Source organism: Burkholderia vietnamiensis LMG 10929 (genome assembly GCF_000959445.1).
Taxonomy (GTDB): Bacteria; Pseudomonadota; Gammaproteobacteria; order Burkholderiales; family Burkholderiaceae; genus Burkholderia; species Burkholderia vietnamiensis.
In genome coordinates this window covers 357,301-380,769 of record NZ_CP009630.1, presented here as the reverse complement: position 1 = coordinate 380,769, position 23,469 = coordinate 357,301, and the positions used below count along the sequence as shown (strand labels likewise).

Genomic DNA, 23,469 nt, shown 5'->3' with positions numbered 1-23,469 from the left:
CCGATTGGCGCGCGCTCGCCGCGCGCGCGGCCGGCTCGAAACTGACAAAAAAGTCATGTTCGCGTCAGGCTGGCAACCGGGCGCGCACGGGATCATGGCGTCGTCGGCCGCGCCCTACCGGTCCACCGCAGCGTCCGCCGCCAAGTGCGGCGGGCATCTCCGTCCCCCGCGGGGTCCGACGTGCCCGGGCGAGCGGGCACGTTGGCGCGGGCCGATTTCGCGCCCCGGACGTTTAAGTCCGGGGCGCTTTTGTCGTGGGCGTTTTACCCGAAAACGCGCCCTCATTGTTTCTAAATCGGCAAAAGGTAATTTGAGCCAAACAGGATGTTTTTTCCCGTCACAGACGCTTACATTTAGCGCACCACTCATGGAAACCGCTACGGATTCGCGCTCGGGTAGTGACATCCACTGCCATCGACGAAACCGCACTGCGCTTTAGGAAACGGCAAAATGAAGGCACCCCAATCCATGCCTGCGCTTGATCCCGCCGACGTCCACGTCGAAATTCTCGAACGTTCCGATACGCTGCTGGTGGTTCGCTGGGTCGAACCCGGCCGCTGCCATTACGGCGAACAGCGCTGGCGCCGCCGCTTCGCGCAACGCACCGGCACCTGCGCGCTGTCGCGCCAGGTGATCCAGCGCGGCGACGAAGTGTTCCGCCCGGCCGAGCGCCCGGCGCCCGCCAACGCGGCCGCGATGATCTCCGCGGCCGAAGTGCTCGCGCTGGCCGGCAACCGCTAAGCGCGCGGCGGCGCCGCCACGTCGGCGGCTGCGCGACGCGCAAGCGGCGCGCCGATTCCCCGTCTCTGCTGCCTGTGTCATCCGACGCGCACGCCGTGGGTATCCGCACGCACGGGCGTCGCGCCGGCATGCAGCCGAGTCGGCCGACGTGACGTCGCGGCGCGCTGCGACTCATTGCACAGGCGGAAACGAAAGCACGATGAAAGGCTGGATCGGCGCCGCACTGTTACTCATCAGGAAACAATCTATCGTCAAAATCAGCGTTTACCCTGAACGACCCGGTGACTAAGATTCAACCCAATCGCTGCAGACATGGTGTCGCAAGCGAATCAAATAAAACACCGGAGGTCATCATGAAATCGCTCGTTTCCGCAGTCGTTGCCGCTGTTGCGCTGTCCGCTTCGTTCGGCGCGTTCGCTCAAAGCACCGTGACGCGTGCGCAAGTGCGCAACGAACTGGTTCAGCTCGAAAAGGCCGGCTACAAGCCGGGCCTCGCGAGCCCGTATTACCCGACCGACATCCAGGCCGCCGAAGCGCGCGTGCACGGTGCGGACGCCAGCGGTTACGGCGCGCAGCCGGCGCCGGTCGTCCATTCGGGCGCCCCGGCGGCGGCAACGTCGTCGAACGCCCGCGACTCGGTTTTCTTCGGCCAGTAAGCCGACGCGCCCTCGGCGGGCGCACAGCGCCTGGCGCGCTGAAGCAGTACCCGGACGAGCCCGTCAAGCGGGCTCGTCTTGTTTTGCGATACGCATACCTCCGCCGCCCGGCAACGGGTGGCTTCGCCCGGACGCACCGCGTCCGGGCGCTTTTTCCCCGCCGAGGTAGATGCGGCCAAGCCGTGCGCCGTCAACGCGGCGCGGCCACGGCGCCCAGCGTTCGCGACAACACGCGCCAGCGCGACAGCAATTCGTCACGATCGACGTAACACCCCTGCAGATGCCGGCGACCGCTCGCCGGATCGAACTCGGTGCGCGCATGCAGCACGCGGCGGTTGTCGAACGCCCACATGTCGCCCGCACGCAGCCGGCGCTGCACGCGAAACCGCGGCTCGCGCGCCAGCACGAGGAAGCGCCGGTACGCGCGATAGACGGCGGCGACCGCATCGGCCGGCGCGTCGAGCGGCCCGCGCAGGAAGTTCGCGACGCGCACCTCGCTGACGTTGCCGCGCGCATCGAGCCCGATCACGGGCGCGGAGCAGCGATAGTCGCTGTGCGCGCTCTTGTTCCAGAACTCGAACGGCGTCGACGCGAGGCGCTCGAAATCGGCCGGATGTTCGCGTCGCAGTGCGTCGGCGAGCGCGAAGCCGTCGATGAACACGCTGTCGCCGCCCGTCGCGTCGTTGGCGAGGCAATGCAGGAACTGCACGCCCGGCTGCAGCTCGCGGGTCGGCAGGTCGGTGTGCGGTGGCAAATTCAGCGACGTGTACGCATTGCTGTCCGGCCGCGGCTTCGATTCGACGTCGAACAGCACGCCGAAATTGCTCTCGCGGATCAGGCCGACGCGCCGCGCGACGTCGGCGACCCGCCCGCGCTCGGCCGGCACGCCTTCGACGAGCGTCAGGCCGGTGCGCTGTAATGCGCCGAGCCATGCGTGCAACGCGCCGTCGTCGTCCATCAGGTCGCGCCACGCGAACACGCCGAGCGCCGCGGCATCGTCGCCGAGCCATACGTGCGGCCCGTGCGCCGCGTGGCGTTCGGCGCGCGATACGTCGTCATATGCATGTGTGCGCAACCAACCGGGCGACCACGCGCTGCGATGCCCGTCGTTCCATTCGACGTGCAGCGCGCCGTCGCGGTCGACGTGCACGACGCGCGCGGACAGATCGGCGCGCGCATCGGCGATCTCGAACACCTGCTCGCGCGTCAGCGCATGCACGCACGCGGCACACGTGCAGTTGTCGCGCAGCCAGTCGAAGTGGAACGGCGAACGGCGCGCGTCGCTCCACTCGACCTCCACCGCTGCGTCGCCGAGCGTCGCCGCGGCGATCGTCGCGTCGGCGGAAAAGGTCCGCCAGTCCTCGATACGGTGTTGCGCTGCCTGCATCGTTGCCTCCCGGAAACGCCCGCTACGCGTGTGGTGCGAGCAGAAACCCGCCGATCATCCGGTGCATCCGCGCCGCCTGCGGGCTCGTTCCGAGCGCGCGCCAGCAGCCGTGCACCAGCCCTTCCCCCATCCAGTACCGCGCCACGCCGCCGGCCGCGACGATCCGTTCGACGTAGACGCGCGCATCGTCGCGCAGCGGATCGTGCTGCGCGCCGATCGCGAGCACCGGCGGCAGCCCGTCGAAGCGCGACGCCACGAGCGGCACCGACGCGCGCAGCAGCGGATCGGCGCTCAGTGCGGCTGCGTCGGCCTGCGCCCAGTACAGCGCGCGATAGCGACGAACGTCGTCGAGCGTGAGCATCCGCGCATGCGCTTCGGTGTCGCGCGCCGGTGCCTGCGGCTCGATGCCGAGCATCGGATACGCGAGCGCGATGCCGTCGAGGCCCGCTTCGCCGGCGTCGCGCAGCGCGGTCGCGACGGCCGCCGCGAGATTGCCGCCCGCGCTGTCGCCCGCGAGCGTCAGCGGCCGCGCGCACGGGCCGAACGGCCAGTGCGCCGCATCGCGCGCGGCGCGCGTGACGGCCAGGCAATCCTCGAGCGCGGCCGGCGCGCGATGCTCGGGCGCGAGCCGGTAAGCGACGGCGATCACCGCGAGCCCGGTGTCGGCCGCGAGCTGCGCGGTGATCAGCGCATGGCTGTCGAGCGAGCCGACGACGAAGCCGCCGCCATGGAAAAACAACACGGTGCCGCGCGGTGCGCCGTGCGCCGGCGCGTAGCGCCGCAGCGCGATCGCGGGCCCGTGCGGCGCGCGCCATAAGGCGTCGTGCCGCACGATGCCCGGCGGCAGTTCGGCGGGCGTCCACGCGGCCGCGAAGCGATCGTAGATGCGGCGTTGCTCGGCCGGCGAGCGCGCGGCCGTGCCGGCCGGATACGCGGCGTCGACCGCCGCGACGAACGCTGCGATTTGCGCTTCGAGCATCGCGTGCGCGCCGTCGTTCGCCGCGTCAGCGGCGCGGCGGCAGGCCGATCACGCGCCCCGCGTAGGCGGGCGCCGCGCAATCGAGCTGCAACGCGTGCAAGCCGGCCACGCGCGCGGCCACGTCGTCGTCGAACGGCGCCGATTTCGCGCCGCCGCGCGTCGCGACGTGCAGCAGCATCTGCTCGCTCGCCGCCACCGCGGCGTCGTACCCGTCGGCGAACAGTTCGAGATACAGATGCAGCCGCTTCGCATCGTGCGCGAGCACGCGCACGTCGACGCGCACGCGCGCACCCTCCTTGATTTCCTGCAGATAGTTGACGTGCGCTTCGAGCGTGTAGACCGAGCGGCCGCGCTCGCGACGCGCGGCGTCGTCGAGGCCGATCCGGTCCAGCAGCGCGTCGGTCGCGAAGCTGAAGATCAGCAGATAGAACGCATCGCGCAGATGGCCGTTGTAGTCGACCCACTCGGGCCGCACGACGTCGTGGTAAATCGTCAGCGGAGTATCGCCGGTCATGTTGGTTCAATCCTCGAATCGCATCCCATACCGCGCCTTCACCGTCGCGATCGCGTCGAGCACCTCGGTGATGCACTCGTCGCGATAGCGCTCGAGCTCCTTGATGCTGCGCGTGCCCTGCTGTTCGCGGGTGCCGTCGACGACGCGGTCGATCAGCGCATCGGTCAGCTGCGGCGCGACCAGCTTCGTCCACGGCAGTTCGAGCGCGGGGCCGAACTGCTGCATGAAGTGTCGCATGCCCGCGTCGCCGCCCGCCAACGTGTAGGTCAGGAACGTGCCCATGAACGACCAGCGGATGCCCGCGCCGAAGCGGATCGCGTCGTCGATCTCGCCGGTCGTCGCGACGCCTTCGTCGACGAGATGCAACGCCTCGCGCCACAACGCCTCGAGCAGCCGGTCCGCGATGAAGCCCGGCACCTCCTTGCGCACGTGCAGCGGCCGCATGCCGAGCGTGCGATAGATCGTCATCGCCGCTTCGACGGCCTCCGGCGACGTGCGCTCGCCGCCGAGCACCTCGACGAGCGGCAGCAGATAGACCGGATTGAACGGATGGCCGACCACGCAGCGCTCCGGATGGGTGGCCCGCACATAGAAGTCGCTCGGCAGCAGCCCGGACGTCGACGACGCGATGATCGCGTCCGGCTTCGCCGCGCGGCTGATCTGCTCGTGCAGCTCGAGCTTCAGCGCTTCGCGCTCGGGCGCGCTTTCCTGGATGAAGTCCGCGTCGGCGACGCACTCCGCGATCGTCGCTGCGAAACGCAGCCGCGCCGGGGCCGCGCCCGGCGCGAGGCCGACGCGCTCCAGCGCGGGCCATGCGTTCGCGACGCTCGCGCGCAGCCGCTCCGGCGCGCCCGGCGCCGGGTCCCACACGACCACGTCGAGACCGTGCGCGAGCGCACGGCAAATCCATCCGCTGCCGATCACGCCGGTGCCGATCGCGGCGAACGTCCTGATGTCGGTCTTCACTGCCATGTCAATGCATCCTTCGAAGCGAGGAAAATCGGACGGCGCGCGCGCAGCTGCGCGCCGCCGCAATGAATCGCTGAACTGCTGAACCGGCGCTCAGGCGAATTCGGTGATCGGGCGGCGCTCGAGCGAGCGCTCGCCGCGCGCCGGCAGGCCGAGCTTGCGACGCCCTTCGGCCGGCGTCAGCACGCGCCCGCCGAGGCGTTCGACGATTTCGCGCGCGCGCTCGACCAGCGTGCCGTTGGTCGCATGGACGCCGCGATCGAGCCAGATGTTGTCTTCGAGGCCGACCCGCACGTGGCCGCCGAGCAGCATCGCCTGCGCGACCATCGGCATCTGCATGCGGCCGATGCCGAAGCCGGCCCAGTGCGCGCCGGACGGCAGGTTGTCGACCATCGCCTTCATCGTGCCGGTGTCGGCCGGCGCGCCCCACGGGATGCCGAGGCACAGCTGGAACAGCGGCGGATCGTCGAGCAGCCCTTCCTTTAGCAGCTGCTTCGCGAACCACAGATGGCCCGTATCGAAGATCTCCAGCTCCGGCTTCACGCCGAGCTCCTGGATGCGCCGCGCGCCGGCGCGCAGCTGCGCGGGCGTCGACACGTAGATGTAGTCGCCGTCGCCGAAATTGAGCGTGCCGCAGTCGAGCGTGCAGATCTCGGGCAGCAGCTCCTCCACATGCACGAGGCGCGTGAGGCCGCCGACGAGGTCGGTGCCCTGGCCGAAGCGCATCGGATCTTCGCCGGCGCCGATCTCCAGATCGCCGCCCATGCCGGCCGTCAGGTTGATGATCACGTCGACGTCGGCCGAGCGGATCCGGTCGACCACCTCGCGGTACAGGTTCGGGTCGCGGCTGCCGCGGCCCGTGTGCGGATCGCGCACGTGGCAGTGCGCGACGGTCGCGCCGGCCTTCGCCGCTTCGATCGCGGCCGCCGCGATCTGCTTCGGCGTGACCGGAATCGCCGGATGCTTGCCGACCGTATCGCCCGCACCGGTGACCGCACAGGTGATGATAACTTCATTGTTCATGCCGCTTGCCCTCGCTTGATTCGGTTCGTGTCGTTCAGTTTTGCTCTTGCAGCGGACGCTGTGTCACAGGCCGAGATAGGCCTTCACCGCCGGCAGCCCGTCCTTGCCGTCGAACGTCTTGACGCCGGCGAGCCACGCATCGAGCACCTGCGGGTTCTTCTTCAGGTAGGCCTTCGCCGCGTCGGACGGCTTGGTCTTGTTCATCACCGACTGCATCAGCTGGTTCTCCAGCTGCGTCGTGAAGCGCAGGTTCTCGACCAGCTTGCCGGCGTTCGGGCAGCGCGAGATGAAGTCGGAGGCGGTCAGCGTGTACACGCGCGCTTCGCCGTAGTTCGGGCCGAATGCCGCGTCGCCGCCGGCCAGATAGTTCATGCCGATCTGGATGTTCATCGGATGCGGCTCCCAGCCGAGGAACACGACCCACTTCTTCTCGCGGATCGCGCGCTCGACCGTCACCAGCATCCCGGCCTCGCTCGACTCGACCAGCTTGAAGCCGCCGAGGCCGTACTGGTTCGTGTCGATCATCTTCTGGATCGTCGCGTTCGCGCTGCTGCCCGGCTCGATCCCGTAGATCTTGCCGTCGAGCTCCGCGCGATGCTTGGCGATGTCGTCGAAGGTCTTCAGGCCGGCCTGGTATTCGTAGCTCGGCACCGCGAGCGTCGCCTTCGCGCCCGACAGGTTCGGCGGCTCGACCACGTTGATCGACTTGCTGTCGAGGAACGGCTGCAGCTGCTTCTGCTGCACCGGCCACCAGTAGCCGAGCGACACGTCGAGCTGCTTGCTCTTCAGGCCGGCGAACGAGATCGGCACCGACGCGATCGTCGTCGTGGGCTTGTAGCCGAGCCCTTCGAACACCGTCGACGCGAGCGCCGTGGTGGACGTGATGTCGGTCCAGCCGATGTCGGCGAAGCGGACGTTGCGGCAGCTCGCCGCCTCCGTCTCGGCCTGCGCGGCAGTCGCGCATGCGCCGGTCGCCAGCACGGCCGCGGCGAACGCGGCGATCTTTGTCGACTTCATGGTCTTCTCTCCCGGTTGGACCGATGTCCGACGGGTTCGCGGAAGTGCGTCCCGGCCTGCATCGTGGGAGTAAAAGTAACGGGCCATATTGCCCGCAAGGCGACCGCCGGCGACCTGTTCTTGACTGTTTGCGACTATGAGTGGAAACCACTACGCGCGCGCAGCGGCTTGTGCGGCGGGGGTTTTACGGCGATCGCGGCGGGCGGGCGGTTGTCCGGATGCGGCGTCGGGACGGTGACGCGGAGGCGCCGCAACGGCGACGCGTCAGCGCCGTACGTCGACGTAGGTTTCGCGGCAGATGGCGCGCAGCGCGTCGACCAGCAGATCGCGCGTCGGCGCATGCGGTTCGGCCGCGCGCGTGAACAGCGCGATCGGCGGCAGCGTCCAGACCAGCGAGTAAGGCACGATCGCGACGCCCGCGATGCGCACCATTTCCTCGGCGATATCGGCCGGCACGATCGACACCGCATCGTCGCTCGACGCGATCATTTCGCCGATCAGCTTCGACGAGTAGCTCTCGACGATCGGCACCGGCGGCGCGATGCCGGCCGACAGGAACAGGTCGGTCACCTGCTCGCGCATCGGCGTGTGCGGCGCGCCGAGAATCCAGTCGAGCGCGCGCAGCTTCTCCCAGTCGAGCGGCATGCGGGCCAGCTTCGCGGCGAGACGCCGGCTCGCGATCATCCGCGGCTGCTGCTGATACAGCACTTCGAACGACACCTGCCCGAGATCGATCGCCGACGACGCGCGGCCGATCACCAGATCGACGCTGTGATCCTTCAGCTGCAGCAGCAACTGGTCGCTGGTGCCCTCGTGGATCGTCACGGTCAGACGCCGCTCCATCCCCGCCTGCAGCCGCTTGAGCGCCGCGGACAGCATCTGGCCCGAAATGAACGGGATCACGCCGATGTGCAGGTGGGCCGCATGGCCGGCCGCCACCGCCTCCATTTCGCGGGCCAGATGCTCGAGGTCCTTCAGCATCGCCTTCGCGCGCTCCAGCACGACCGCGCCGAGCGCGGTCGGCCGCATCCCGCGCGACGAGCGCTCGAACAGCGGCGTGCCGAACATGCTCTCCAGCTCGGACAGCGCGTTGGTCACGGCCGGCTGGCTGCTGGCCATGTGCTCCGCCACGCGCGTCAGCGAGCCGTGCTGCTGGATCTGCAGCAACAGCATCAGATGCCGCATCTTCAGCCGCGCACCGAGGCGCCGGACCACGTCGTTTGCGTCGAATGTCACCTTGGGACCGCCGCACCATCAGGAAAAAGTGATGGCCCGATATTAAAACAGAATCATCTCCTTATGGCCGATCCCTAGAATGGCCGTCATCGATCGCGTCGGGACTGGCCTGACGCACCTGCCCGGACCCAAAACATGAAACAGACAGAGACCCAGCAGCAAGCCGCGTACGACTATCACGAGTTTCCGACGCCGGGGAAGATCTCGGTCGTCGCCAGCAAGCCGCTCGTGACGCAGCGCGATCTGGCGCTGGCTTACACGCCGGGCGTCGCGAGCGTCTGCGAGTCGATCGCCGCCGAACCGCTGAACGCGCATCGCTTCACGAGCCGCGGCAATCTGGTGGGCGTGATCACCAACGGCACGGCGGTGCTGGGTCTGGGCAACATCGGCGCGCTCGCGTCGAAGCCGGTGATGGAAGGCAAGGCCGTGCTGTTCAAGAAGTTCGCCGGGATCGACGTGTTCGACATCGAGATCAACGAGACCGACCCGGACAAGCTGGTCGACATCATCGCCGGCCTCGAGCCGACCTTCGGCGGGATCAACCTCGAGGACATCAAGGCGCCCGAGTGCTTCACCGTCGAGCGCAAGCTGCGCGAGCGCATGAAGATCCCCGTGTTCCACGACGACCAGCACGGCACCGCGATCACCGTCGCGGCCGCGTTCATCAACGGGCTGAAGGTGGTCGGCAAGTCGATCTCGGACGTGAAGGTCGTGACCTCGGGCGCCGGCGCGGCCGCGCTCGCCTGCCTCGACCTGCTCGTCGACCTCGGGCTGCCGATCGAAAACGTGTGGGCGACCGACATCGAAGGCGTCGTCTACCGCGGCCGCACCACGCTGATGGACCCGGCCAAGGAGCGCTTCGCGCAGGAAACCGACGCGCGCACGCTGGCCGAGGTGATCGGCGGCGCCGACATCTTCCTCGGCCTGTCGGCCGGCGGCGTGCTGAAGCCGGAGATGCTGAGCGCGATGGCCGCGCGCCCGCTGATCCTCGCGCTCGCGAATCCGACGCCGGAGATCTTCCCGGAGCTCGCGCATGCGACCCGCGACGACGTCGTGATCGCGACCGGCCGCTCGGATTTCCCGAACCAGGTCAACAACGTGCTGTGCTTCCCGTACATCTTCCGCGGCGCGCTCGACGTGGGCGCGACCACGATCACGCGTGAAATGGAAATCGCCGCGGTCCACGCGATCGCCGGTCTCGCGCAGGAAGAACAGAGCGACATCGTCGCGGCGGCCTATGGCGGCGACGAGGTGTCGTTCGGCCCGCAATACCTGATTCCGAAGCCGTTCGACCCGCGCCTGATCGTCCGTATCGCGCCGGCGGTGGCGAAGGCCGCGATCGAAGGCGGCGTCGCGACGCGCCCGCTCGCCGACCTCGACGCGTACGTCGAGCAGCTGCAGCAGTTCGTCTATCACTCGGGCGCGTTCATGAAGCCGCTGTTCGCGGCCGCGCGCCAGCTGGTGCGCGACGGCGGCAAGGCGCGCATCGTGTTCACCGAGGGCGAGGACGAACGCGTGCTGCGCGCGGTGCAGGTGATCGTCGACGAGAAGCTCGCGCGTCCGATCCTGGTCGGTCGCCCCGAGGTGCTGCTCGCGCGCATCGAGCGCTTCGGGCTGCGCCTGCGGCTCGGCCAGGACGTCGAGGTCACCAATCCGGAATACGACGAGCGCTTCCCGCAGTACTGGACGACGTATTGGGAACTGCGTTGCCGCGACGGCATCTCGAAGGAGATGGCGCGCGTCGAGATGCGCCGGCGCCTGACGCTGATCGGCGCGATGATGGTGCGGCTCGGCGATGCGGACGGGATGATCTGCGGGACCGTCGGCGAATATCACAACCACCTGCGCTTCGTCGACGAAGTGATCGGCAGGAAGCCCGATGCGTCGACCTACGCGGCGATGAACATCCTGCTGCTGAACCAGCGGACCGTCGCGCTCGTCGATACGCACGTCAACGACAACCCCGATGCGGAGCAGATCGCCGAATTCACGATCGCGGCGGCGCGCCAGATGGAATGGCTGAACCTGACGCCGAAGGTCGCGCTGCTGTCGCGTTCGAACTTCGGGTCGGGGAGCGCGGCGTCGGGCGCGAAGATGCGCAACGCGCTGGAGATCATCCGCGCGCAGGCGCCGGACATCCAGGCCGACGGCGAGATGCACGGCGACTGCGCGCTCGACGAGTCGCTGCGCTTGCGGCTGCTGCCGATGTCGCCGCTCAAGGGCGCGGCAAACCTGCTCGTGTGCCCGAACGTCGACGCCGGCAACATCGCGTACAACCTGCTCAAGACCGAAGCGGGCAGCAACGTCGCGGTCGGGCCGTTCCTGCTCGGCGTCAATGCGCCGGTGAACATCCTCACGTCGAGCGCGACCGTGCGGCGGATCGTGAACATGACCGCGCTGACGGTGATCGAGGCGAATCGCAACGCGGCGGCGTAACGACCACGGACGAGGGGCGGCCGAGGCGGCCCCTCGTCCGGTGCTGCGCACCGCCCGTTGCGCTTATACGATGCGCTCCAGCGCAGCGGCGAAGCGCGCCACCGCCGCATCGACGTCATGCAGCTTGTCGAGGCCGAACAGGCCGATGCGGAAGGTCTTGAAGTCGGCCGGCTCGTCGCATTGCAGCGGCACGCCGGCCGCGATCTGCACGCCCACGTCGGCAAACTTCTTGCCGGAACGGATCCCGTCGTCGTCGGTATAGCTGACGACCACGCCCGGCGCCTCGAAGCCTTCGGCCGCCACGCTGCGAAACCCCTTCTGCGCGAGCAACGCGCGAATCCGCGCGCCGAGCTCGAGCTGCTCGGCCTTCACCTTGTCGAAGCCGTACGCCTGTGTTTCGGCGATGACGTCGCGCAGCGTCGCGAGGCTGTCGGTCGGCATCGTCGCGTGATACGCGAAGCCGCCGTTCTCGTACGCCTCCATGATCTGCAGCCACTTGCGCAGATCGCACGCGAAGCTGGTGCTGGTGGTCGCGTCGATCCGCTCGCGCGCCAGCGCGCCGAGCATCACCAGTCCGCAGCCGGGCGAGGCGCTCCAGCCTTTCTGCGGCGCGCTGATCAGCACGTCGACGCCGGTCGCCTCCATGTCGACCCACACCGTGCCGGACGCGATGCAATCGAGCACGAACATCCCGCCGACCGCATGCACGGCGTCCGCCACCGCGCGCAGATACGCGTCGGGCAGCATCATGCCGGAGGCGGTCTCGACGTGCGGCGCGAACACGAGGTCCGGCTTGTGCTCGCGAATCGCGGCGACCACTTCGTCGAGCGGCGCAGGCGCATAGGCGGCCTGCCGGCCCGGCTCGACCGGACGCGCCTTCAGCACGATCGCTTCGGACGGAATGCCGCCCATCTCGAAGATCTGCGACCAGCGGAAGCTGAACCAGCCGTTGCGGATCACGAGGCATTTGCGGTTGGTCGCGAACTGCCGCGCGACGGCCTCCATGCCGAAGGTCCCGCTGCCCGGCACGATGGCGACGGCCTTCGCGTGGTAGACCTGCTTCAACGCAGCGGAAATGTCGCGCATCACGTGCTGGAAGCGCTGCGACATGTGATTGATCGACCGGTCGGTGTACACCACCGAATATTCGAGAAGCCCGTCGCGGTCGACATCGGGAAGTAATCCTGGCACGTTCGCCTCCGGTAAAGAATCTGGCATGGGATGAGCGCGCGCGGCATCCGGGCGGACGCCGCCGCTGCAATGCAACATCGGATGACGGTTGCATCGACGACGACCGATTCTAGCGAAAGCCGCTGCGCTTGGTACGACGGGGCGCGGAGGCGCGCTGCGCGTTGCCGCGCCGCTCGCCTACCTCGGCCACCGCCAGCTCGGCTCCGACAGATGTTCGGCGAAGAAGTCGGACAGCGCGGCGATCTTCGCCGGCCGGGCGCGCGCGGAAGGCGTGATGAAGTACAGGCCGCCCTTGGTGAGCGACCAGTCGGTCAGGATCGCTTCGAGCCGGCCGTCGGCCAGATATTCGCCGGCGATGAACTCCGGCAGCTCGCCGATCGCGAGCCCTTCGAGCAGCGTCGGCAGCAGCGCGTCGGAATTCGTGACGCGCAGCGGCCCGTTCGGCAGGATCGGCTCTTCTTCGCCAGCGTCGTTCGTGAAGCGCCACACGTCGCTGTGCGCGCGGTACGCATACGACAGGCATGCGCGCGCGGCCAGATCGCGCGGATGCATCGGCCGGCCTTCGCGCGCCAGATAGGCCGGCGACGCGACCACGTATTGCGTCACCGCGCACAGGCGCCGCGCGACCAGCGACGAATCGGGCAACGCGGCGATCCGCAGCGCGGCATCGAAACCGTCGGCGATCAGATCGACCGACGCATCCGACAGATGCAGGTCGATCGACACTTCCGGATAGGCGCGAAAGAACGCCGGCAACAGCGGCGCGACCCAACGCAGCCCGAACGACATCGGCACCGCGAGCCGCACGAGCCCGCGCGGCTGCACGGCCATCTCGCGCGCGGCGCTCTCCGCTTCTTCCGCGTGGCGATACATGTCGCCCGCCTTTTCGCACAAGGTCCGGCCGAACTCGGTGAGCGCGAGCTGCCGCGACGTGCGGTTGAAGAGCCGCCCGCCGAGCCGGTCTTCCAGGCGCGCGACGCCGCGCGACACGGTCGCCACCGACACGCCCATCGAGCGGGCCGCCGCCGCGAACGAGCCCTCCTCGGCGACCTTCGCGAACATCGCGAGCCCCTCGAAGTCAGGCAATCTGGCCATTTCCCCTCATCTTTTCATTTATGCAACGTTGGCTTGCAATCAATTCTATTTCGAAAGCCTGGGTGCGTCGATATTCTCCTTACATCGCAGCACGTAACACGAACCCCCTCATCCAGATATCGAAAGGAGAAGCACCATGGCACGCAAGCTCGACAACAAGATCGCACTCGTCACCGGCGGTACCAGCGGGATCGGCCTCGCGACCGCCCAGCGCTTCGCCGCGGAAGGCGCGCACGTCTACGTGACCGGCCGCCGTCAGGCCGAACTCGACGCCGCGGTCGGCTCGATCCGCGACAACGGCGGCAGCGCGACCGGCGTGCGGATCGACTCGACGAAGCTCGACGAACTCGACGCGCTGTACGCGCAGATCGGCGAAGAACGCGGCCGCCTCGACGTGCTGTTCGCGAACGCGGGCGGCGGCTCGATGCTGCCGTTCGGCAGCATCACCGAAGAGCACTTCGACGACACGTTCGATCGCAACGTGAAAGGCGTGCTGTTCACGGTGCAAAAGGCGCTGCCGCTGCTGGCCGACCGCGCGTCGGTGATCCTCACCGGCTCGACGGCAGCCAGCGCCGGCACCGCGGCGTTCAGCGTGTATGCGGCGTCGAAGGCCGCGGTACGCTCGTTCGCACGCAACTGGATTCTCGACCTCAAGGAGCGCGGCATCCGCGTGAACACGATCAGCCCCGGTGCGACGCGTACGCCGGGCCTGCTCGACCTCGCCGGCCAGGACGCCGCGCAGCGTCAGGGGCTCGCCGACTATCTGGCTTCGCTGATTCCGATGGGGCGCCTCGGCGAACCCGAGGAAATCGCGGGCGCTGCGCTGTTCCTCGCGTCGGACGATGCGAGCTTCGTGAACGGCATCGAGCTGTTCGTCGACGGCGGTCAGCAGCAGATCTGAACATGATGAGGCTGCGGCGGTTAGACCGGCGGCACGCGCCACGCCGAGACGCCGGTCAGCGCTGCCGCCGCGCGCCGGGGCCTCATCCGCCTCGGAAATTTCGCGACCGTCTACAACACGCAATTCGGCGAGCTGCCGTCGGCGACCGCACGCCGAGCGTTTCGCGGGCCAGTCGAAGTATTCGCTGTACCGCCTGATCCCGCTGAACTTCGATCTCGTCGCCCGCTTCTCGGTCGAGCGGCTGCAGCGGCCGTCGCACGAAAATACGCGGAGCGCCGCGCAAACCCGCGATAATCCAGTGTCGAGCGTCCGGCGCGCACTGCGCCCCGCTCGCCGCCCGGCCTTCATCCGATTCGACGCGCCCCCGCGATGCCCGAGGATTTCCACTTCCTGTTGCTGCCCGGCTTCTCCGCGCTCGGCTTCATGTCCGCGGTCGAACCGCTGCGGGTCGCTAACCGGTTCCGCAACGAGCTGTACCGCTGGCACGTGATCAGCGCGGACGGCGCACCCGTCGCCGCGAGCAACGGCATCCCGGTGGCGGCCGAGGCCGCCTATGCGGACGTCGGGCAGGTCGACACGGTGTTCGTCGTCGCCGGCTTCGATCCGCTCGCCTGCTACGACCGCGCGCTCGCCGACTGGCTGCGCCGCCAGCACCGGCACGGCGCGACGCTCGGCGGCATCGATACCGGCAGCTTCGTGCTCGCGGAAGCCGGGCTGTTCGACGCGTCGCAAACGCTGACGCTGCACTGGGAGGCGCTCGCCGCGTTCCGCGAGCGTTACCCGCGCCTGAACGCGACGCAGGAGCTGTTCGAGATCGACGAGCGGCGCATCACCTGCGCGGGCGGCACCGCGTCGATCGACATGATGCTCGACCTGATCGGCCGGCGGCACGGCGCCGATCTCGCCGCGGCGATCTCCGAGCAGTTCGTCGTGAGCCGCATCCGGCCGCGCTCGGACAGCCAGCGCCTCGAGATCGCCGCGCGCTACGGCGTGCACAACCGCAAGCTGATCCAGGTGATCGATTCGATGCAGCGGCACATGGAGACGCCGCTCGGCTCCGACGCGCTCGCGCAGGAGGTATCGATCACGCGACGCCAGCTCGAACGGCTGTTCAGCGCGACGCTGAACGACACGCCGACGCGCTTCTATCTGAACCTGCGGCTCGATCGCGCCCGCGAGCTGCTGCAGCAGACCGACATGAGCATCACGTCGGTGTGCGTCGCGTGCGGGTTCGAATCGCCGTCGCATTTCTCGCGCACGTACCGCACGCGCTTCGGCGTGAGCCCGCGCAGCGACCGCGGCGGCCTCGCGCCGAAGCGCTGAGCGGTGCGGGGCGCGCCGCGAACCGATGCGTTGCCGCGCGCCGCGGCGACGGCCGTCAATTCCCGTACATGTCGAAGTCGAAGTACTTCGACTCGATCTTGCGATACGTGCCGTCGCTGCGAATCTGCGCGATCGCGCGATTCAGCGCGTCGCGCAGGTCGGTATCGGCCTTGCGCACGCCGATCGCGTCGCCGTTGCCCATGATCCGCGGATCGAACACGACGCCGCCCGCGAACGAGAAGCCCTTGCCGCGCGGCGTCGCCAGGAAGCCGAACTGGCCCTGCACCGCATCCATCAGCACGCCGTCGATGCGCCCCGTCACGAGGTCCGCATACGCCTGGTCGTAGCTCGGGTACGGCACGACCTCGACCTTCGCCGGCGCCCATTTCTCGCGCGCATAGGTCTCCTGGATCGTCCCCTGTTCGACCGCGATGCGCTTGCCGGCGAGCTTCGCCGCGTCGGGCAGCAGCCCGGCGCCCGTGCGGGCGATCAGGCGCGTCTGGTTGCGGTACAGGCGGTCGGTGAAGTCGATCTGCTGGCGGCGCTGTTCGGTCGCGGCCATCGACGACAGGATCACGTCGAACTTGCGCGCCTGCAGGCCCGGAATCAGTCCGTCGAAGCTGCTCGACACCCACACGCATTTCGCGTTCAGCTTCGCGCACAGCGCATTGCCGAGGTCGACGTCGAAGCCCTGCACGCTGCCGTCGGTCGCGGTCGATTCGAACGGCGGATAGGTCGGGTCCACGCCGATGCGGATCGTCGTCCACTCCTTCGCCGACGCCAGCGTCGCGAAAGCCATCGTGGCGGCGGAAAGCAGGATCGTGATGCGGGTCTTGTTCTTCATGGTCAGGCTCCGTTCGGGTGGGCAAGCTGGGGCATGCGCGGGCCGTGCGTCAGCTCGGGAATTCGCCGCGCCGGAAATCGTTCGACAGTTCGAGCGCGTCGGCCATCTCGCCGACGGTCACGGGCTTGATCGGCGCGCGGATCCGGTAGTGGCCCACGTCGCCGACGTCGCGCCGCTGCACGTCGGCGATCAGTTCGCCGACCGTCGTGCTGCACCAGCGCCCCTGGCACGGCCCCATTCCACAGCGCGTGAACGCCTTCATCTGGTTCGGCCCCGGACAGCCGAGCGCCGCGAGGCCGCGTATTTCGGCGGCCGTGATCTCCTCGCAGCGGCATACGATGGTGTCGCCGTCGGGGCGGCGCAGCATGGCGGGCGGCGTATAGAGCGCATCGAGCAGAGGACGCACGGCGAGATGACGGCGCCGCGCACGCAGCAACGGGCGCTCGCGTTCGGCCTGCGCGTGCCGATCGAGCACGCCGAGCGCGGCAGCAACGTCGAGCGCAGCGACTTCGCCCGCCAGTGCCGCGGCCTGCGCGCCGCCGATGCCGGCGCCGTCGCCGGCAATCCAGACCGGCGCGACGCTGCTGCGGCCGCGCGCGTCGCATTGCGGCCGCCAGCATGCCGCGCGTCCGTCCCATTCATGCGCGCAGCCGAGCGCGCGCGCGAGCTGCGTCGACGGAATCACGCCCTGGTGCAACAGCACGAGCGACGTGTCGAGCGAATGCGCGATGCCGTGCGCGTCGCGAAAGTGGATGGCTTGCGCGCGGCCGTCGCCGTCGATCCGCACGTCGGTCGCGCCGCGATGAACCGCGATGCCCGCATCGCGCACCGCACGCAGCATGCGCCAGCCCTTGAGCAGATAGTCGGCGCCGCGCAGCGCCGGCAGCGCGTGCGGAAGCGCACGGCGCCACGCATCGCGCGGCGTCGTGTCGACCAGCGCGCGCACGCGCCTGCCCGCGTTCAGCAATTGCGCCGCGAACAGCCACAGCAGCGGGCCGCTGCCGGCGAGCACGGTGTCGGCCGACGGCGCGAGCCCCGACGATTTCAGCAACGACTGCGCGGCGCCGACGCCCATCACGCCCGGCAGCGTCCAGCCCGGTATCGGCCACGGCCGCTCCTGCGCGCCGGCCGCGATCAGCACCGCGCGCGCGCCGATTTCGAGCGTGCCGCCCGACGGACCGCTTCGCGTCAGCATCGCGACCGGCTCCGGCTCCAACGCCACCTGCCATACCGTGCTGCGCGGCAGATAACGCGCGCCGCTCGCATGCAACGCGTCGACGAGCGGCCGGCCGGCGACGTAATCCCTGCCGAGCCAGCGCGCGAGTTCGGCAGGCGCGGCCGCGACGTTGCGATAGATCTGGCCGCCGGCCGCCGCGCCTTCGTCGGCGACCACGACCGACAGCCCCGCCTTGCACGCGGCGGCGGCCGCGGCCATCCCGGCCGGCCCGGCGCCGACGATCAGCAGATCGCACTGGCTGCGCGTCATGCGAGCCTCGCGCGGCCATGCATCGCACGCACCTGCATCCCGTCGCGCACGGGCGTCATGCAGCCCTGCACGTTCGGCACGCCGTCGATGTCGACGAGACAGTCGAAGCACACGCCCATCATGCAGAACGGGCCGCGCGGCGCGCCGCCGACGGCGCTGGCGCGGCACGCGAGCACGCCCGCGGCGAGCAACGCGGCGGCGACGCTGTAGTGCGCGGGCACGTCGTGCGGCGTGCCGTCGAAATGGATGCGCACGCGCTCGCGCGTCGCGGCGGCGGGAACGATGGATTCAAACATGCCGGTGCTCCGGGGGCGCGGCGAAGCGCGCGGTGTTGAAGGCGGACAGGTCGGCCGGTGCGGCGTCGCCTGCGATCCAGGGCGCGACGAGGTCGGCATGCGCGGCCGCGAGCGTCACGCCGCTGTGGCAGATCGCGACGAACGCGCCGGGATGCGTAGTCGACGCTTCGTACACGGGCAGCCCGTCGGGCGTCATGATGCGCAGCGCGCCCCAGGCGCGGACGATGCGCGCATGCGCGAGCACCGGAAACGCGGTGCGTGCGCGGCGTGCGATGTCGACCATCGCGGCACGTGTCTGGCCGTCGTCGAAGCCGACGTCTTCCGCCGAATCGCCGAGCAGCACCGAGCCTTCTGGCGTCTGACGCACGACCAGCGTCGGATAGTCGAGAAACGGCGCGAGCCGTTCGGTGACCATGATCTGGCCGCGCAGCGGCGCGATCGGCGCGTGCATGTCGACCATCGGCGCGAGGCGTGCATTGTCGAGTCCGGCCGCGAGCACGATGCGCCCGGCTTCGAGACGGCCTTCGCGCGTGTCGATCTCGAAGCGCCCGGCACGCGGACGGATCTCGTTCACCGGGTTGCGCGGCAGATAGACGCCGCCGCTTTGCACGAACGCCTGCAGCATCGCGCGCAGCGTATAGAGCGGATTCGCATGGCCGTCGTTCGGCGACCACAGCGCGCCGGCGAGCGCAGCGGACGCCGCGGGGATCCGTCTGCGCAGCGCGGCCGCATCGAGCACTTCGTACGACAGCGCCGCGTCCTGCCGATGCAGCGACTCGAGCAGCGCGGTCGCGCTCGCGAGCTCGTCGGCGTGCTCGAACAGTTCGATGCCGCCGGGGCGTTCGAAACCGCAGTTCACGCCGGTTTCTCGCTGCAGCTGCGCCGCGAAGGCATGCCAGCGCTCCGACGATTCGCGCGACCAGCGCGCATACGGCAGGCAGCGCCCGCCCTTGCCCTGCACCCAGACGAGCCCGAAGTTGCCGCGGGCCGCGCGAAACGCGATGTCGTCGCCGTCGCACACGGCGACGCGCTTGCCGGCGCGTGCGATGCCCCACGCGAGCGCCATGCCGACGAGGCCGCCGCCAGCGACGACGACGTCGAAGCCGCGCGTGCTCATGTGCGGCTCCGCGGCGAGCCGGTCGGTCGATGCGTGTTATGGGCCATGTCGGCGCGGTTCCTTGCGTATATATCGTTGATGAACCGATGTTCGGGCAGGCAAAATAGGCTGTCCAATACAGCTTGATCAACGACCCATAATCCAGTGTTATGACCACGCCATCCCTGAGAATCCGGCAGATCGAAGCGTTCCGCGCGGTGATGCAACGCCATACCGTCACGCGCGCGGCGCGCGATCTGCATATCTCGCAGCCGGCCGTGAGCCGGCTGATCGCCGATCTCGAGGATCGCGTCGGCTTCGTGCTGTTCGAGCGCCAGCAGGGACGCTTCACGCCTACCGCGCAGGCGCGCGTGCTGTACGAGGAGGTCGAGCGCGCGTTCGTCGGGCTCGATCGCGTCGCGCAGGCCGCCGAGCAGATCCGCGCGATGCGGCGCGGCACGCTGCGCGTGGCCGGCTCGCCGGCCGTCGCGCTCGACCTGCTGCCGGAACTCGTCACGCGTTTCTCGCACGCGCATCCGGGCGTCGACATCACGCTGCTCGCGCACAGCGCGTCCACCGTGGTCGACAAGGTCGCGTCGGGCCAGTGCGACGTCGGCTTGATCGCGGAGCCGGTCCCGCATCCGGCGGTGCGCACCGAGCGTCTCGCGGAAGGCGCGATGTGCTGCATCGTGCCGCGCGGGCACCGGCTCGCGCGCAAGCGCGTGGTGCGGCCGGCCGATCTGAGCGGCGAGTCGTTCATCTCGTTTCCGCCGAGCTTCGACGCGCGCAGCGCGATCGACCGCTTGTTCGTCGAGGCCGGCGTGTCGCGCGTGCTGTCGATCGAGGCGCAGCTGTCGCAGACGATCGTCGCCTTCGTCGCGAACGGCGCCGGCGTCGCGCTGATCGATCCGGTGACGGCGGCCTTTGCCGGGCATCGCGTGGCCGTGAAGCCGTTCGAGCCGGCCGTGCCCGATCACTTCTATCTGGTGACGTCCGCGTCGCAGCCGCTGTCGATGCTCGGCGATGCATTCTGTGTGGAGTTGCGCGACGCCTTCACGCGGATGCGCGATCGACGCGGCGAATGAACGAGGCAGAAGGCGAACGCTAGCGATCGCGCAGCCAGTGCGCGCACGGCATGCGCACGCGGCCCGCGCCGGGCAGGCCCGTCATTCCGGATAGAATCGTCGTCCATCCACTTCCGCGATACGGTGCGCCGCCATGACCGACCTTTCCCGCTCCGCCGATACGCTCACGCCCGCACGCGTCACGACCGCCTTCGATCTGCCGGGCCACACGACCGTCCGCTCGCTCGGCGTCGCGCAGGGCATCATCGTGCGTTCGCGCTCGATCGTCGGCTCGTTCGGCGCGGCGCTGCAGACCATCTTCGGCGGCAACATCACGCTCTATACGTCGCTGTGCGAGAAGGCGCGCGAGCAGGCATTCGAGAAGATGCTCGCGGATGCGCGCAAGCTCGGCGCGAACGCGATCGTCGCGATGCGCTACGACTCGACCGAGATCGGCTCGGGCGTCACCGAAGTGATCTGCTACGGCACCGCGGTGTGCGTGACGCCCGATGCGTGACGCGCATCACCGGTCGCGTTCGAGCGACTTCATGCCGGTCAGCTGAGGAAACAGGCGCATCCACGCGAGCGCGACCGCGATCGTCGCCGTGCCGCCGACGACGATCGCCGCCGGCGCACCCCACCATGCGGCCGTCACGCCCGATTCGAATTCGCCGAGCTGGTTCGACGTGCCGATGAACAGCGAATTCACCGCGCTCACGCGCCCGAGCATGTCGTCCGGCGTGCGCAGCTGCACGAGCGACAGACGCACGACGACGCTCACCACGTCCGACGCGCCCAATGCCGCGAGCGCGACGAGCGACAGCGCGAAATGCCGCGACAGGCCGAACACGATCGTCGCGATGCCGAACGCGATCACGCCGCCGAACATCGCGCGGCCCGGCCGCACGTCGAGCGGAAAGCGCGTAAGCCACAGCGTGCCCGCGAGCGCTCCGACGGCCGGCGCCGCGCGCAGCGCGCCGAGCCCCCACGGCCCGACCTGCAGGATGTCGCGCGCATAGATCGGCAACAGCGCAGTCGCGCCGCCGAACAGCACGGCGAACAGGTCGAGCGACAGCGCGCCGAGGATCGCCGGCTCGCGCCGGATGAACGCGATGCCCGAGAACACCGAACGCAGCGTGACCGGCTCGCGCGCGGGCGGCGCGCTGCGCAGCGGGATCGTGCCGCTGAGCACCGCGGCAATCGCGAACGCCACGGCGCTCGTGCCGAACGCGGCCGGTGCGCCGACGCCGTACAGCAGCCCGCCGAACGCCGGCCCGAGAATCTGCGCGGCCTGGTTGGCCGAGGTGGACAGCGCGGTCGCGCGCGGCAGGTCGCCGCGCGGCACGACGGCCGGCAGCAGCGACGACACCGACGGCGATTCGAACGCGCGGGCGGTGCCGACGAGCGCCGCGAGCGCGTAGACGCCCGGCGCCGTCAGCCAGCCGCGGGCCGCGCCGAGCAGGAACACGCCGGCAGCCAGCGCCTCGACGCTCTGACAGATCGTCGCGATGCGCCGCCGGTCGTAGCGGTCGGCCACCTGCCCGACGACGAGCGTCAGCGCGAACATCGGCACGAACTGCGCAAGCCCGACGAGGCCGAGCGCGAATGCGCTGTGCGTGAGCGTATAAACGTACCAGCCGATCGCGACCGACAGGATCTGGAACGCTAGGGACGACGTCACGCGCGTCCCCCAGAAACGCTGGAACGGCGCATGACGGAACAGATTCGCGGGTAGCGGCGACGGCGGAGCGGATTCGGGTAACGGGGCGGTCATCGGGTCATCGGCGGGTCATCGGCGGGATATCGACGGGATATCGTCGTGTCGCCGGCAGGCGATCGGCGCGACACGGCGCGTGTCGAACCGCGATGATATCGTCAAGTGCCGCGACCGCGCTCGGCACGCGCATGTCGCACCCGGCGCCCTATCGCAAAAAAAATCGCAACAAAAAAAAAGCGCGAACCGCAGTTCGCGCGAAAGAGAGACCTCGCTGAAGACGTCGAATGAACTACCCTGCCGGGCTCAGAACGAATGCCGCATCCCGATCCGCACGTCGGCCTGCGTCTGCGTGGTCGACGGCGTGAAGCTGTAGCCGATCACCGCGTCGACGCCCTGCGACGCGCGCAGGTAATCGCCGGAGATGTACACGTCGGTGCGCTTCGACAGCAGGTAGTGCAGGCCGGCCGTGCCCTGGTTCCAGTGGTGGCCCTCGAAGCGCGTGTGCTGGTAGCCGGCGATGAAGCTGAGCGCCGGCGTGAACTGGTACAAGCCGCCGCCTTCGTAGACCTGCATGTGCGACGACTGGCCGAAGCCCTTGATCGTCGTGTACGAGAAGTTCGCGTCGAGCGACAGCTTGCCGATCGTGTAGCTCGTGCCGATGCCGAACGTGCCCTGGCTGTCGACGTCCATCGCCGTGTTCGCGAACAGGTCGGTGCGTGCTCCGGTGGCCGGATCGACGGTGACCGTTTGCTGCCCGAGGAACGTATGCGTGCCGATCATCGCGTACGGGTCGAACGCATAGATGCCGTTCGGGTTGTTCAGGCGCGTGTACGCGGCGCCGATCGAGAAGTCGCCCTTCGTGAAGCTCGCGCCCGCGCTCCACGCGCTGTTGCGATGGAAGTTGCCGGCGACGTTGCCGAACGAGTACATCGCGCCGAACTTGAAGCCACTCAGGTCGTTCGACAGGAACTTCACCGAATTCGGCAGGCGGTCGCCGTTGAACCGGTCGAAGTCGCCCTGGTGGATCGCATAGCCGCTGCCCCACGCCGAGATGTTGTAGATCGATACGAGTTCGTTCGTGATGTCGAGCTGGTTGCCGAACGACAGCGTGCCCCAGTCGTTCTGCAGCCCGACATAAGCCTGCCTGCCGAATTCGGCGCCGCCGAAGCCGAGCTGCCCGTTGCCGAGGTGGAAACCGCTCTCGAGCGCGAACACCGCCTTCAGGCCGCCGCCGAGATCTTCCGTGCCTTTCAGGCCGAAGCGGTTCCCGTACGAGACGCCGTCGTCGAACTTCACCACGTGCGAGCCGCCCGTGTTGTTCACGTACGTGATGCCGGCGTCGAGAATCCCGTACAGCGTCACGCTGCTCTGCGCGTGGCCGATGGTGGGAATGCAGGCCGCGCACGCGAGCGCGGCGGCTACGGCAACTTTCGTTTGCTTCATTGTCGACTACCCCCTGAACCGTTCGATGGAAGGAATCTTGGCTGGCGCGCGCCGC

At 69.0% G+C, this 23,469-nt stretch carries 22 protein-coding genes and 1 pseudogene; 8 read left to right on the top strand and 15 right to left on the bottom strand.

The annotated features are described in order from the left end of the window. Nucleotides 1–450 precede the first annotated feature (450 nt). Nucleotides 451–741 (top strand): DUF3331 domain-containing protein, encoded by a 291-nt coding sequence (locus AK36_RS02055; protein WP_011880740.1) that lies wholly within the window; start codon nucleotides 451–453, stop codon nucleotides 739–741. A gap of 353 nt (nucleotides 742–1,094) precedes the next feature. Continuing rightward, on the top strand, nucleotides 1,095–1,397 hold the full coding sequence (locus tag AK36_RS02050; RefSeq protein ID WP_011880741.1) for a DUF4148 domain-containing protein: 303 nt from the start codon (nucleotides 1,095–1,097) through the stop codon (nucleotides 1,395–1,397). Between the two features lie 190 nt (nucleotides 1,398–1,587). Here the strand turns inward: AK36_RS02050 and AK36_RS02045 are convergent, their stop codons facing one another. From AK36_RS02045 to AK36_RS02015, 7 genes are all read right to left on the bottom strand, one after another. Then, complete coding sequence (locus AK36_RS02045) at nucleotides 1,588–2,784, bottom strand: TauD/TfdA family dioxygenase (RefSeq protein ID WP_045577738.1); 1,197 nt, start codon at nucleotides 2,782–2,784, stop codon at nucleotides 1,588–1,590. Between the two features lie 22 nt (nucleotides 2,785–2,806). Then, nucleotides 2,807–3,763, bottom strand: a complete 957-nt coding sequence (locus tag AK36_RS02040) for an alpha/beta hydrolase (protein ID WP_011880743.1) — start codon at nucleotides 3,761–3,763, stop codon at nucleotides 2,807–2,809. A gap of 25 nt (nucleotides 3,764–3,788) precedes the next feature. Beyond that, nucleotides 3,789–4,277, bottom strand: coding sequence for a thioesterase family protein (locus tag AK36_RS02035; RefSeq protein ID WP_011880744.1), 489 nt, complete (start codon nucleotides 4,275–4,277; stop codon nucleotides 3,789–3,791). Between the two features lie 6 nt (nucleotides 4,278–4,283). Beyond that, complete coding sequence (locus AK36_RS02030; protein ID WP_045577737.1) at nucleotides 4,284–5,249, bottom strand: L-carnitine dehydrogenase; 966 nt, start codon at nucleotides 5,247–5,249, stop codon at nucleotides 4,284–4,286. Between the two features lie 90 nt (nucleotides 5,250–5,339). After that, the gene (cdhC, locus tag AK36_RS02025; RefSeq protein WP_045577736.1) at nucleotides 5,340–6,269 is read right to left on the bottom strand and encodes a 3-dehydrocarnitine:acetyl-CoA trimethylamine transferase CdhC; all 930 of its coding nucleotides are present in this window, start codon (nucleotides 6,267–6,269) and stop codon (nucleotides 5,340–5,342) included. A 63-nt stretch (nucleotides 6,270–6,332) separates the two neighbouring features. Continuing rightward, nucleotides 6,333–7,286 carry a choline ABC transporter substrate-binding protein gene (locus AK36_RS02020; RefSeq protein WP_011880747.1) on the bottom strand — a complete coding sequence of 318 codons (954 nt, stop codon included), beginning with the start codon at nucleotides 7,284–7,286 and terminating at the stop codon, nucleotides 6,333–6,335. Nucleotides 7,287–7,550: 264 nt separating this feature from the next. Continuing rightward, nucleotides 7,551–8,522, bottom strand: a complete 972-nt coding sequence (locus AK36_RS02015; protein WP_034195484.1) for a LysR substrate-binding domain-containing protein — start codon at nucleotides 8,520–8,522, stop codon at nucleotides 7,551–7,553. Nucleotides 8,523–8,657: 135 nt separating this feature from the next. Here AK36_RS02015 and AK36_RS02010 point away from each other — a divergent pair, with 135 nt between their 5' ends. Continuing rightward, entirely contained in the window at nucleotides 8,658–10,958 is a 2,301-nt protein-coding gene (locus AK36_RS02010; protein WP_011880749.1) for an NADP-dependent malic enzyme, read from the top strand. A gap of 63 nt (nucleotides 10,959–11,021) precedes the next feature. Here the strand turns inward: AK36_RS02010 and AK36_RS02005 are convergent, their stop codons facing one another. Next, nucleotides 11,022–12,149 (bottom strand): aminotransferase class V-fold PLP-dependent enzyme, encoded by a 1,128-nt coding sequence (locus tag AK36_RS02005; protein WP_014723956.1) that lies wholly within the window; start codon nucleotides 12,147–12,149, stop codon nucleotides 11,022–11,024. 177 nt (nucleotides 12,150–12,326) lie between these two features. Next, nucleotides 12,327–13,244 (bottom strand): LysR family transcriptional regulator, encoded by a 918-nt coding sequence (locus AK36_RS02000; protein ID WP_045577735.1) that lies wholly within the window; start codon nucleotides 13,242–13,244, stop codon nucleotides 12,327–12,329. 136 nt (nucleotides 13,245–13,380) lie between these two features. On the opposite strand from AK36_RS02000, the gene AK36_RS01995 reads away from it, so the two are divergent. From AK36_RS01995 to AK36_RS01990, 3 genes and pseudogenes are all read left to right on the top strand, one after another. Further along, nucleotides 13,381–14,145: an SDR family NAD(P)-dependent oxidoreductase gene (locus AK36_RS01995; RefSeq protein ID WP_014723959.1), complete on the top strand. Its 765-nt coding sequence runs from the start codon at nucleotides 13,381–13,383 to the stop codon at nucleotides 14,143–14,145. Nucleotides 14,146–14,293: 148 nt separating this feature from the next. After that, nucleotides 14,294–14,392: pseudogene (locus tag AK36_RS32450) on the top strand (glycosyltransferase); the annotation flags it as partial. Between the two features lie 122 nt (nucleotides 14,393–14,514). Continuing rightward, nucleotides 14,515–15,468, top strand: coding sequence for a GlxA family transcriptional regulator (locus AK36_RS01990; RefSeq protein WP_045577734.1), 954 nt, complete (start codon nucleotides 14,515–14,517; stop codon nucleotides 15,466–15,468). 55 nt (nucleotides 15,469–15,523) lie between these two features. On the opposite strand, the gene AK36_RS01985 is transcribed toward AK36_RS01990, so the two are convergent. From AK36_RS01985 to AK36_RS01970, 4 genes are read right to left on the bottom strand one after another with little or no spacing between them, the layout of a single operon-like run. Continuing rightward, entirely contained in the window at nucleotides 15,524–16,312 is a 789-nt protein-coding gene (locus tag AK36_RS01985) for an ABC transporter substrate-binding protein (protein WP_045577733.1), read from the bottom strand. A 49-nt stretch (nucleotides 16,313–16,361) separates the two neighbouring features. Beyond that, nucleotides 16,362–17,798: an FAD/NAD(P)-dependent oxidoreductase gene (locus tag AK36_RS01980; protein ID WP_045577732.1), complete on the bottom strand. Its 1,437-nt coding sequence runs from the start codon at nucleotides 17,796–17,798 to the stop codon at nucleotides 16,362–16,364. Beyond that, a complete protein-coding gene (locus AK36_RS01975; RefSeq protein ID WP_045577731.1) occupies nucleotides 17,795–18,094 on the bottom strand; it encodes a (2Fe-2S)-binding protein in 300 nt (99 codons plus the stop codon). Before AK36_RS01975 ends, AK36_RS01980 begins: the two co-directional genes overlap by 4 nt. After that, entirely contained in the window at nucleotides 18,087–19,211 is a 1,125-nt protein-coding gene (locus tag AK36_RS01970) for an NAD(P)/FAD-dependent oxidoreductase (protein ID WP_011880757.1), read from the bottom strand. The genes AK36_RS01975 and AK36_RS01970 overlap by 8 nt, the downstream gene beginning before the upstream one ends. Nucleotides 19,212–19,360: 149 nt before the next feature. Between AK36_RS01970 and AK36_RS01965 the strand changes: the two genes are divergently transcribed. Both AK36_RS01965 and AK36_RS01960 read left to right on the top strand, forming a co-directional pair. Next, nucleotides 19,361–20,275 (top strand): LysR family transcriptional regulator, encoded by a 915-nt coding sequence (locus AK36_RS01965; protein ID WP_011880758.1) that lies wholly within the window; start codon nucleotides 19,361–19,363, stop codon nucleotides 20,273–20,275. Between the two features lie 133 nt (nucleotides 20,276–20,408). After that, nucleotides 20,409–20,771 (top strand): YbjQ family protein, encoded by a 363-nt coding sequence (locus tag AK36_RS01960; RefSeq protein ID WP_011880759.1) that lies wholly within the window; start codon nucleotides 20,409–20,411, stop codon nucleotides 20,769–20,771. Between the two features lie 6 nt (nucleotides 20,772–20,777). On the opposite strand, the gene AK36_RS01955 is transcribed toward AK36_RS01960, so the two are convergent. Beyond that, nucleotides 20,778–22,028, bottom strand: a complete 1,251-nt coding sequence (locus tag AK36_RS01955; protein ID WP_045577730.1) for an MFS transporter — start codon at nucleotides 22,026–22,028, stop codon at nucleotides 20,778–20,780. Between the two features lie 246 nt (nucleotides 22,029–22,274). After that, nucleotides 22,275–23,414, bottom strand: coding sequence for a porin (locus AK36_RS01950; protein ID WP_011880761.1), 1,140 nt, complete (start codon nucleotides 23,412–23,414; stop codon nucleotides 22,275–22,277). Nucleotides 23,415–23,469: the final 55 nt, after the last annotated feature.

Coding starts and splice junctions, on each gene's coding strand:
- AK36_RS01990 (WP_045577734.1), top strand. CDS start 14,515: ATGCCCGAGGATTTCCACTTCCTGTTGCTGCCCGGCTTCTCCGCGCTC.
- AK36_RS01995 (WP_014723959.1), top strand. CDS start 13,381: ATGGCACGCAAGCTCGACAACAAGATCGCACTCGTCACCGGCGGTACC.
- AK36_RS02035 (WP_011880744.1), bottom strand. CDS start 4,277: ATGACCGGCGATACTCCGCTGACGATTTACCACGACGTCGTGCGGCCC.
- AK36_RS02030 (WP_045577737.1), bottom strand. CDS start 5,249: ATGGCAGTGAAGACCGACATCAGGACGTTCGCCGCGATCGGCACCGGC.
- cdhC (WP_045577736.1), bottom strand. CDS start 6,269: ATGAACAATGAAGTTATCATCACCTGTGCGGTCACCGGTGCGGGCGAT.
- AK36_RS01955 (WP_045577730.1), bottom strand. CDS start 22,028: ATGACCGCCCCGTTACCCGAATCCGCTCCGCCGTCGCCGCTACCCGCG.
- AK36_RS02010 (WP_011880749.1), top strand. CDS start 8,658: ATGAAACAGACAGAGACCCAGCAGCAAGCCGCGTACGACTATCACGAG.
- AK36_RS01960 (WP_011880759.1), top strand. CDS start 20,409: ATGACCGACCTTTCCCGCTCCGCCGATACGCTCACGCCCGCACGCGTC.
- AK36_RS01970 (WP_011880757.1), bottom strand. CDS start 19,211: ATGAGCACGCGCGGCTTCGACGTCGTCGTCGCTGGCGGCGGCCTCGTC.
- AK36_RS01980 (WP_045577732.1), bottom strand. CDS start 17,798: ATGACGCGCAGCCAGTGCGATCTGCTGATCGTCGGCGCCGGGCCGGCC.
- AK36_RS02020 (WP_011880747.1), bottom strand. CDS start 7,286: ATGAAGTCGACAAAGATCGCCGCGTTCGCCGCGGCCGTGCTGGCGACC.
- AK36_RS02045 (WP_045577738.1), bottom strand. CDS start 2,784: ATGCAGGCAGCGCAACACCGTATCGAGGACTGGCGGACCTTTTCCGCC.
- AK36_RS01950 (WP_011880761.1), bottom strand. CDS start 23,414: ATGAAGCAAACGAAAGTTGCCGTAGCCGCCGCGCTCGCGTGCGCGGCC.
- AK36_RS01985 (WP_045577733.1), bottom strand. CDS start 16,312: ATGAAGAACAAGACCCGCATCACGATCCTGCTTTCCGCCGCCACGATG.
- AK36_RS02050 (WP_011880741.1), top strand. CDS start 1,095: ATGAAATCGCTCGTTTCCGCAGTCGTTGCCGCTGTTGCGCTGTCCGCT.
- AK36_RS01975 (WP_045577731.1), bottom strand. CDS start 18,094: ATGTTTGAATCCATCGTTCCCGCCGCCGCGACGCGCGAGCGCGTGCGC.
- AK36_RS02040 (WP_011880743.1), bottom strand. CDS start 3,763: ATGCTCGAAGCGCAAATCGCAGCGTTCGTCGCGGCGGTCGACGCCGCG.
- AK36_RS02055 (WP_011880740.1), top strand. CDS start 451: ATGAAGGCACCCCAATCCATGCCTGCGCTTGATCCCGCCGACGTCCAC.
- AK36_RS02000 (WP_045577735.1), bottom strand. CDS start 13,244: ATGGCCAGATTGCCTGACTTCGAGGGGCTCGCGATGTTCGCGAAGGTC.
- AK36_RS01965 (WP_011880758.1), top strand. CDS start 19,361: ATGACCACGCCATCCCTGAGAATCCGGCAGATCGAAGCGTTCCGCGCG.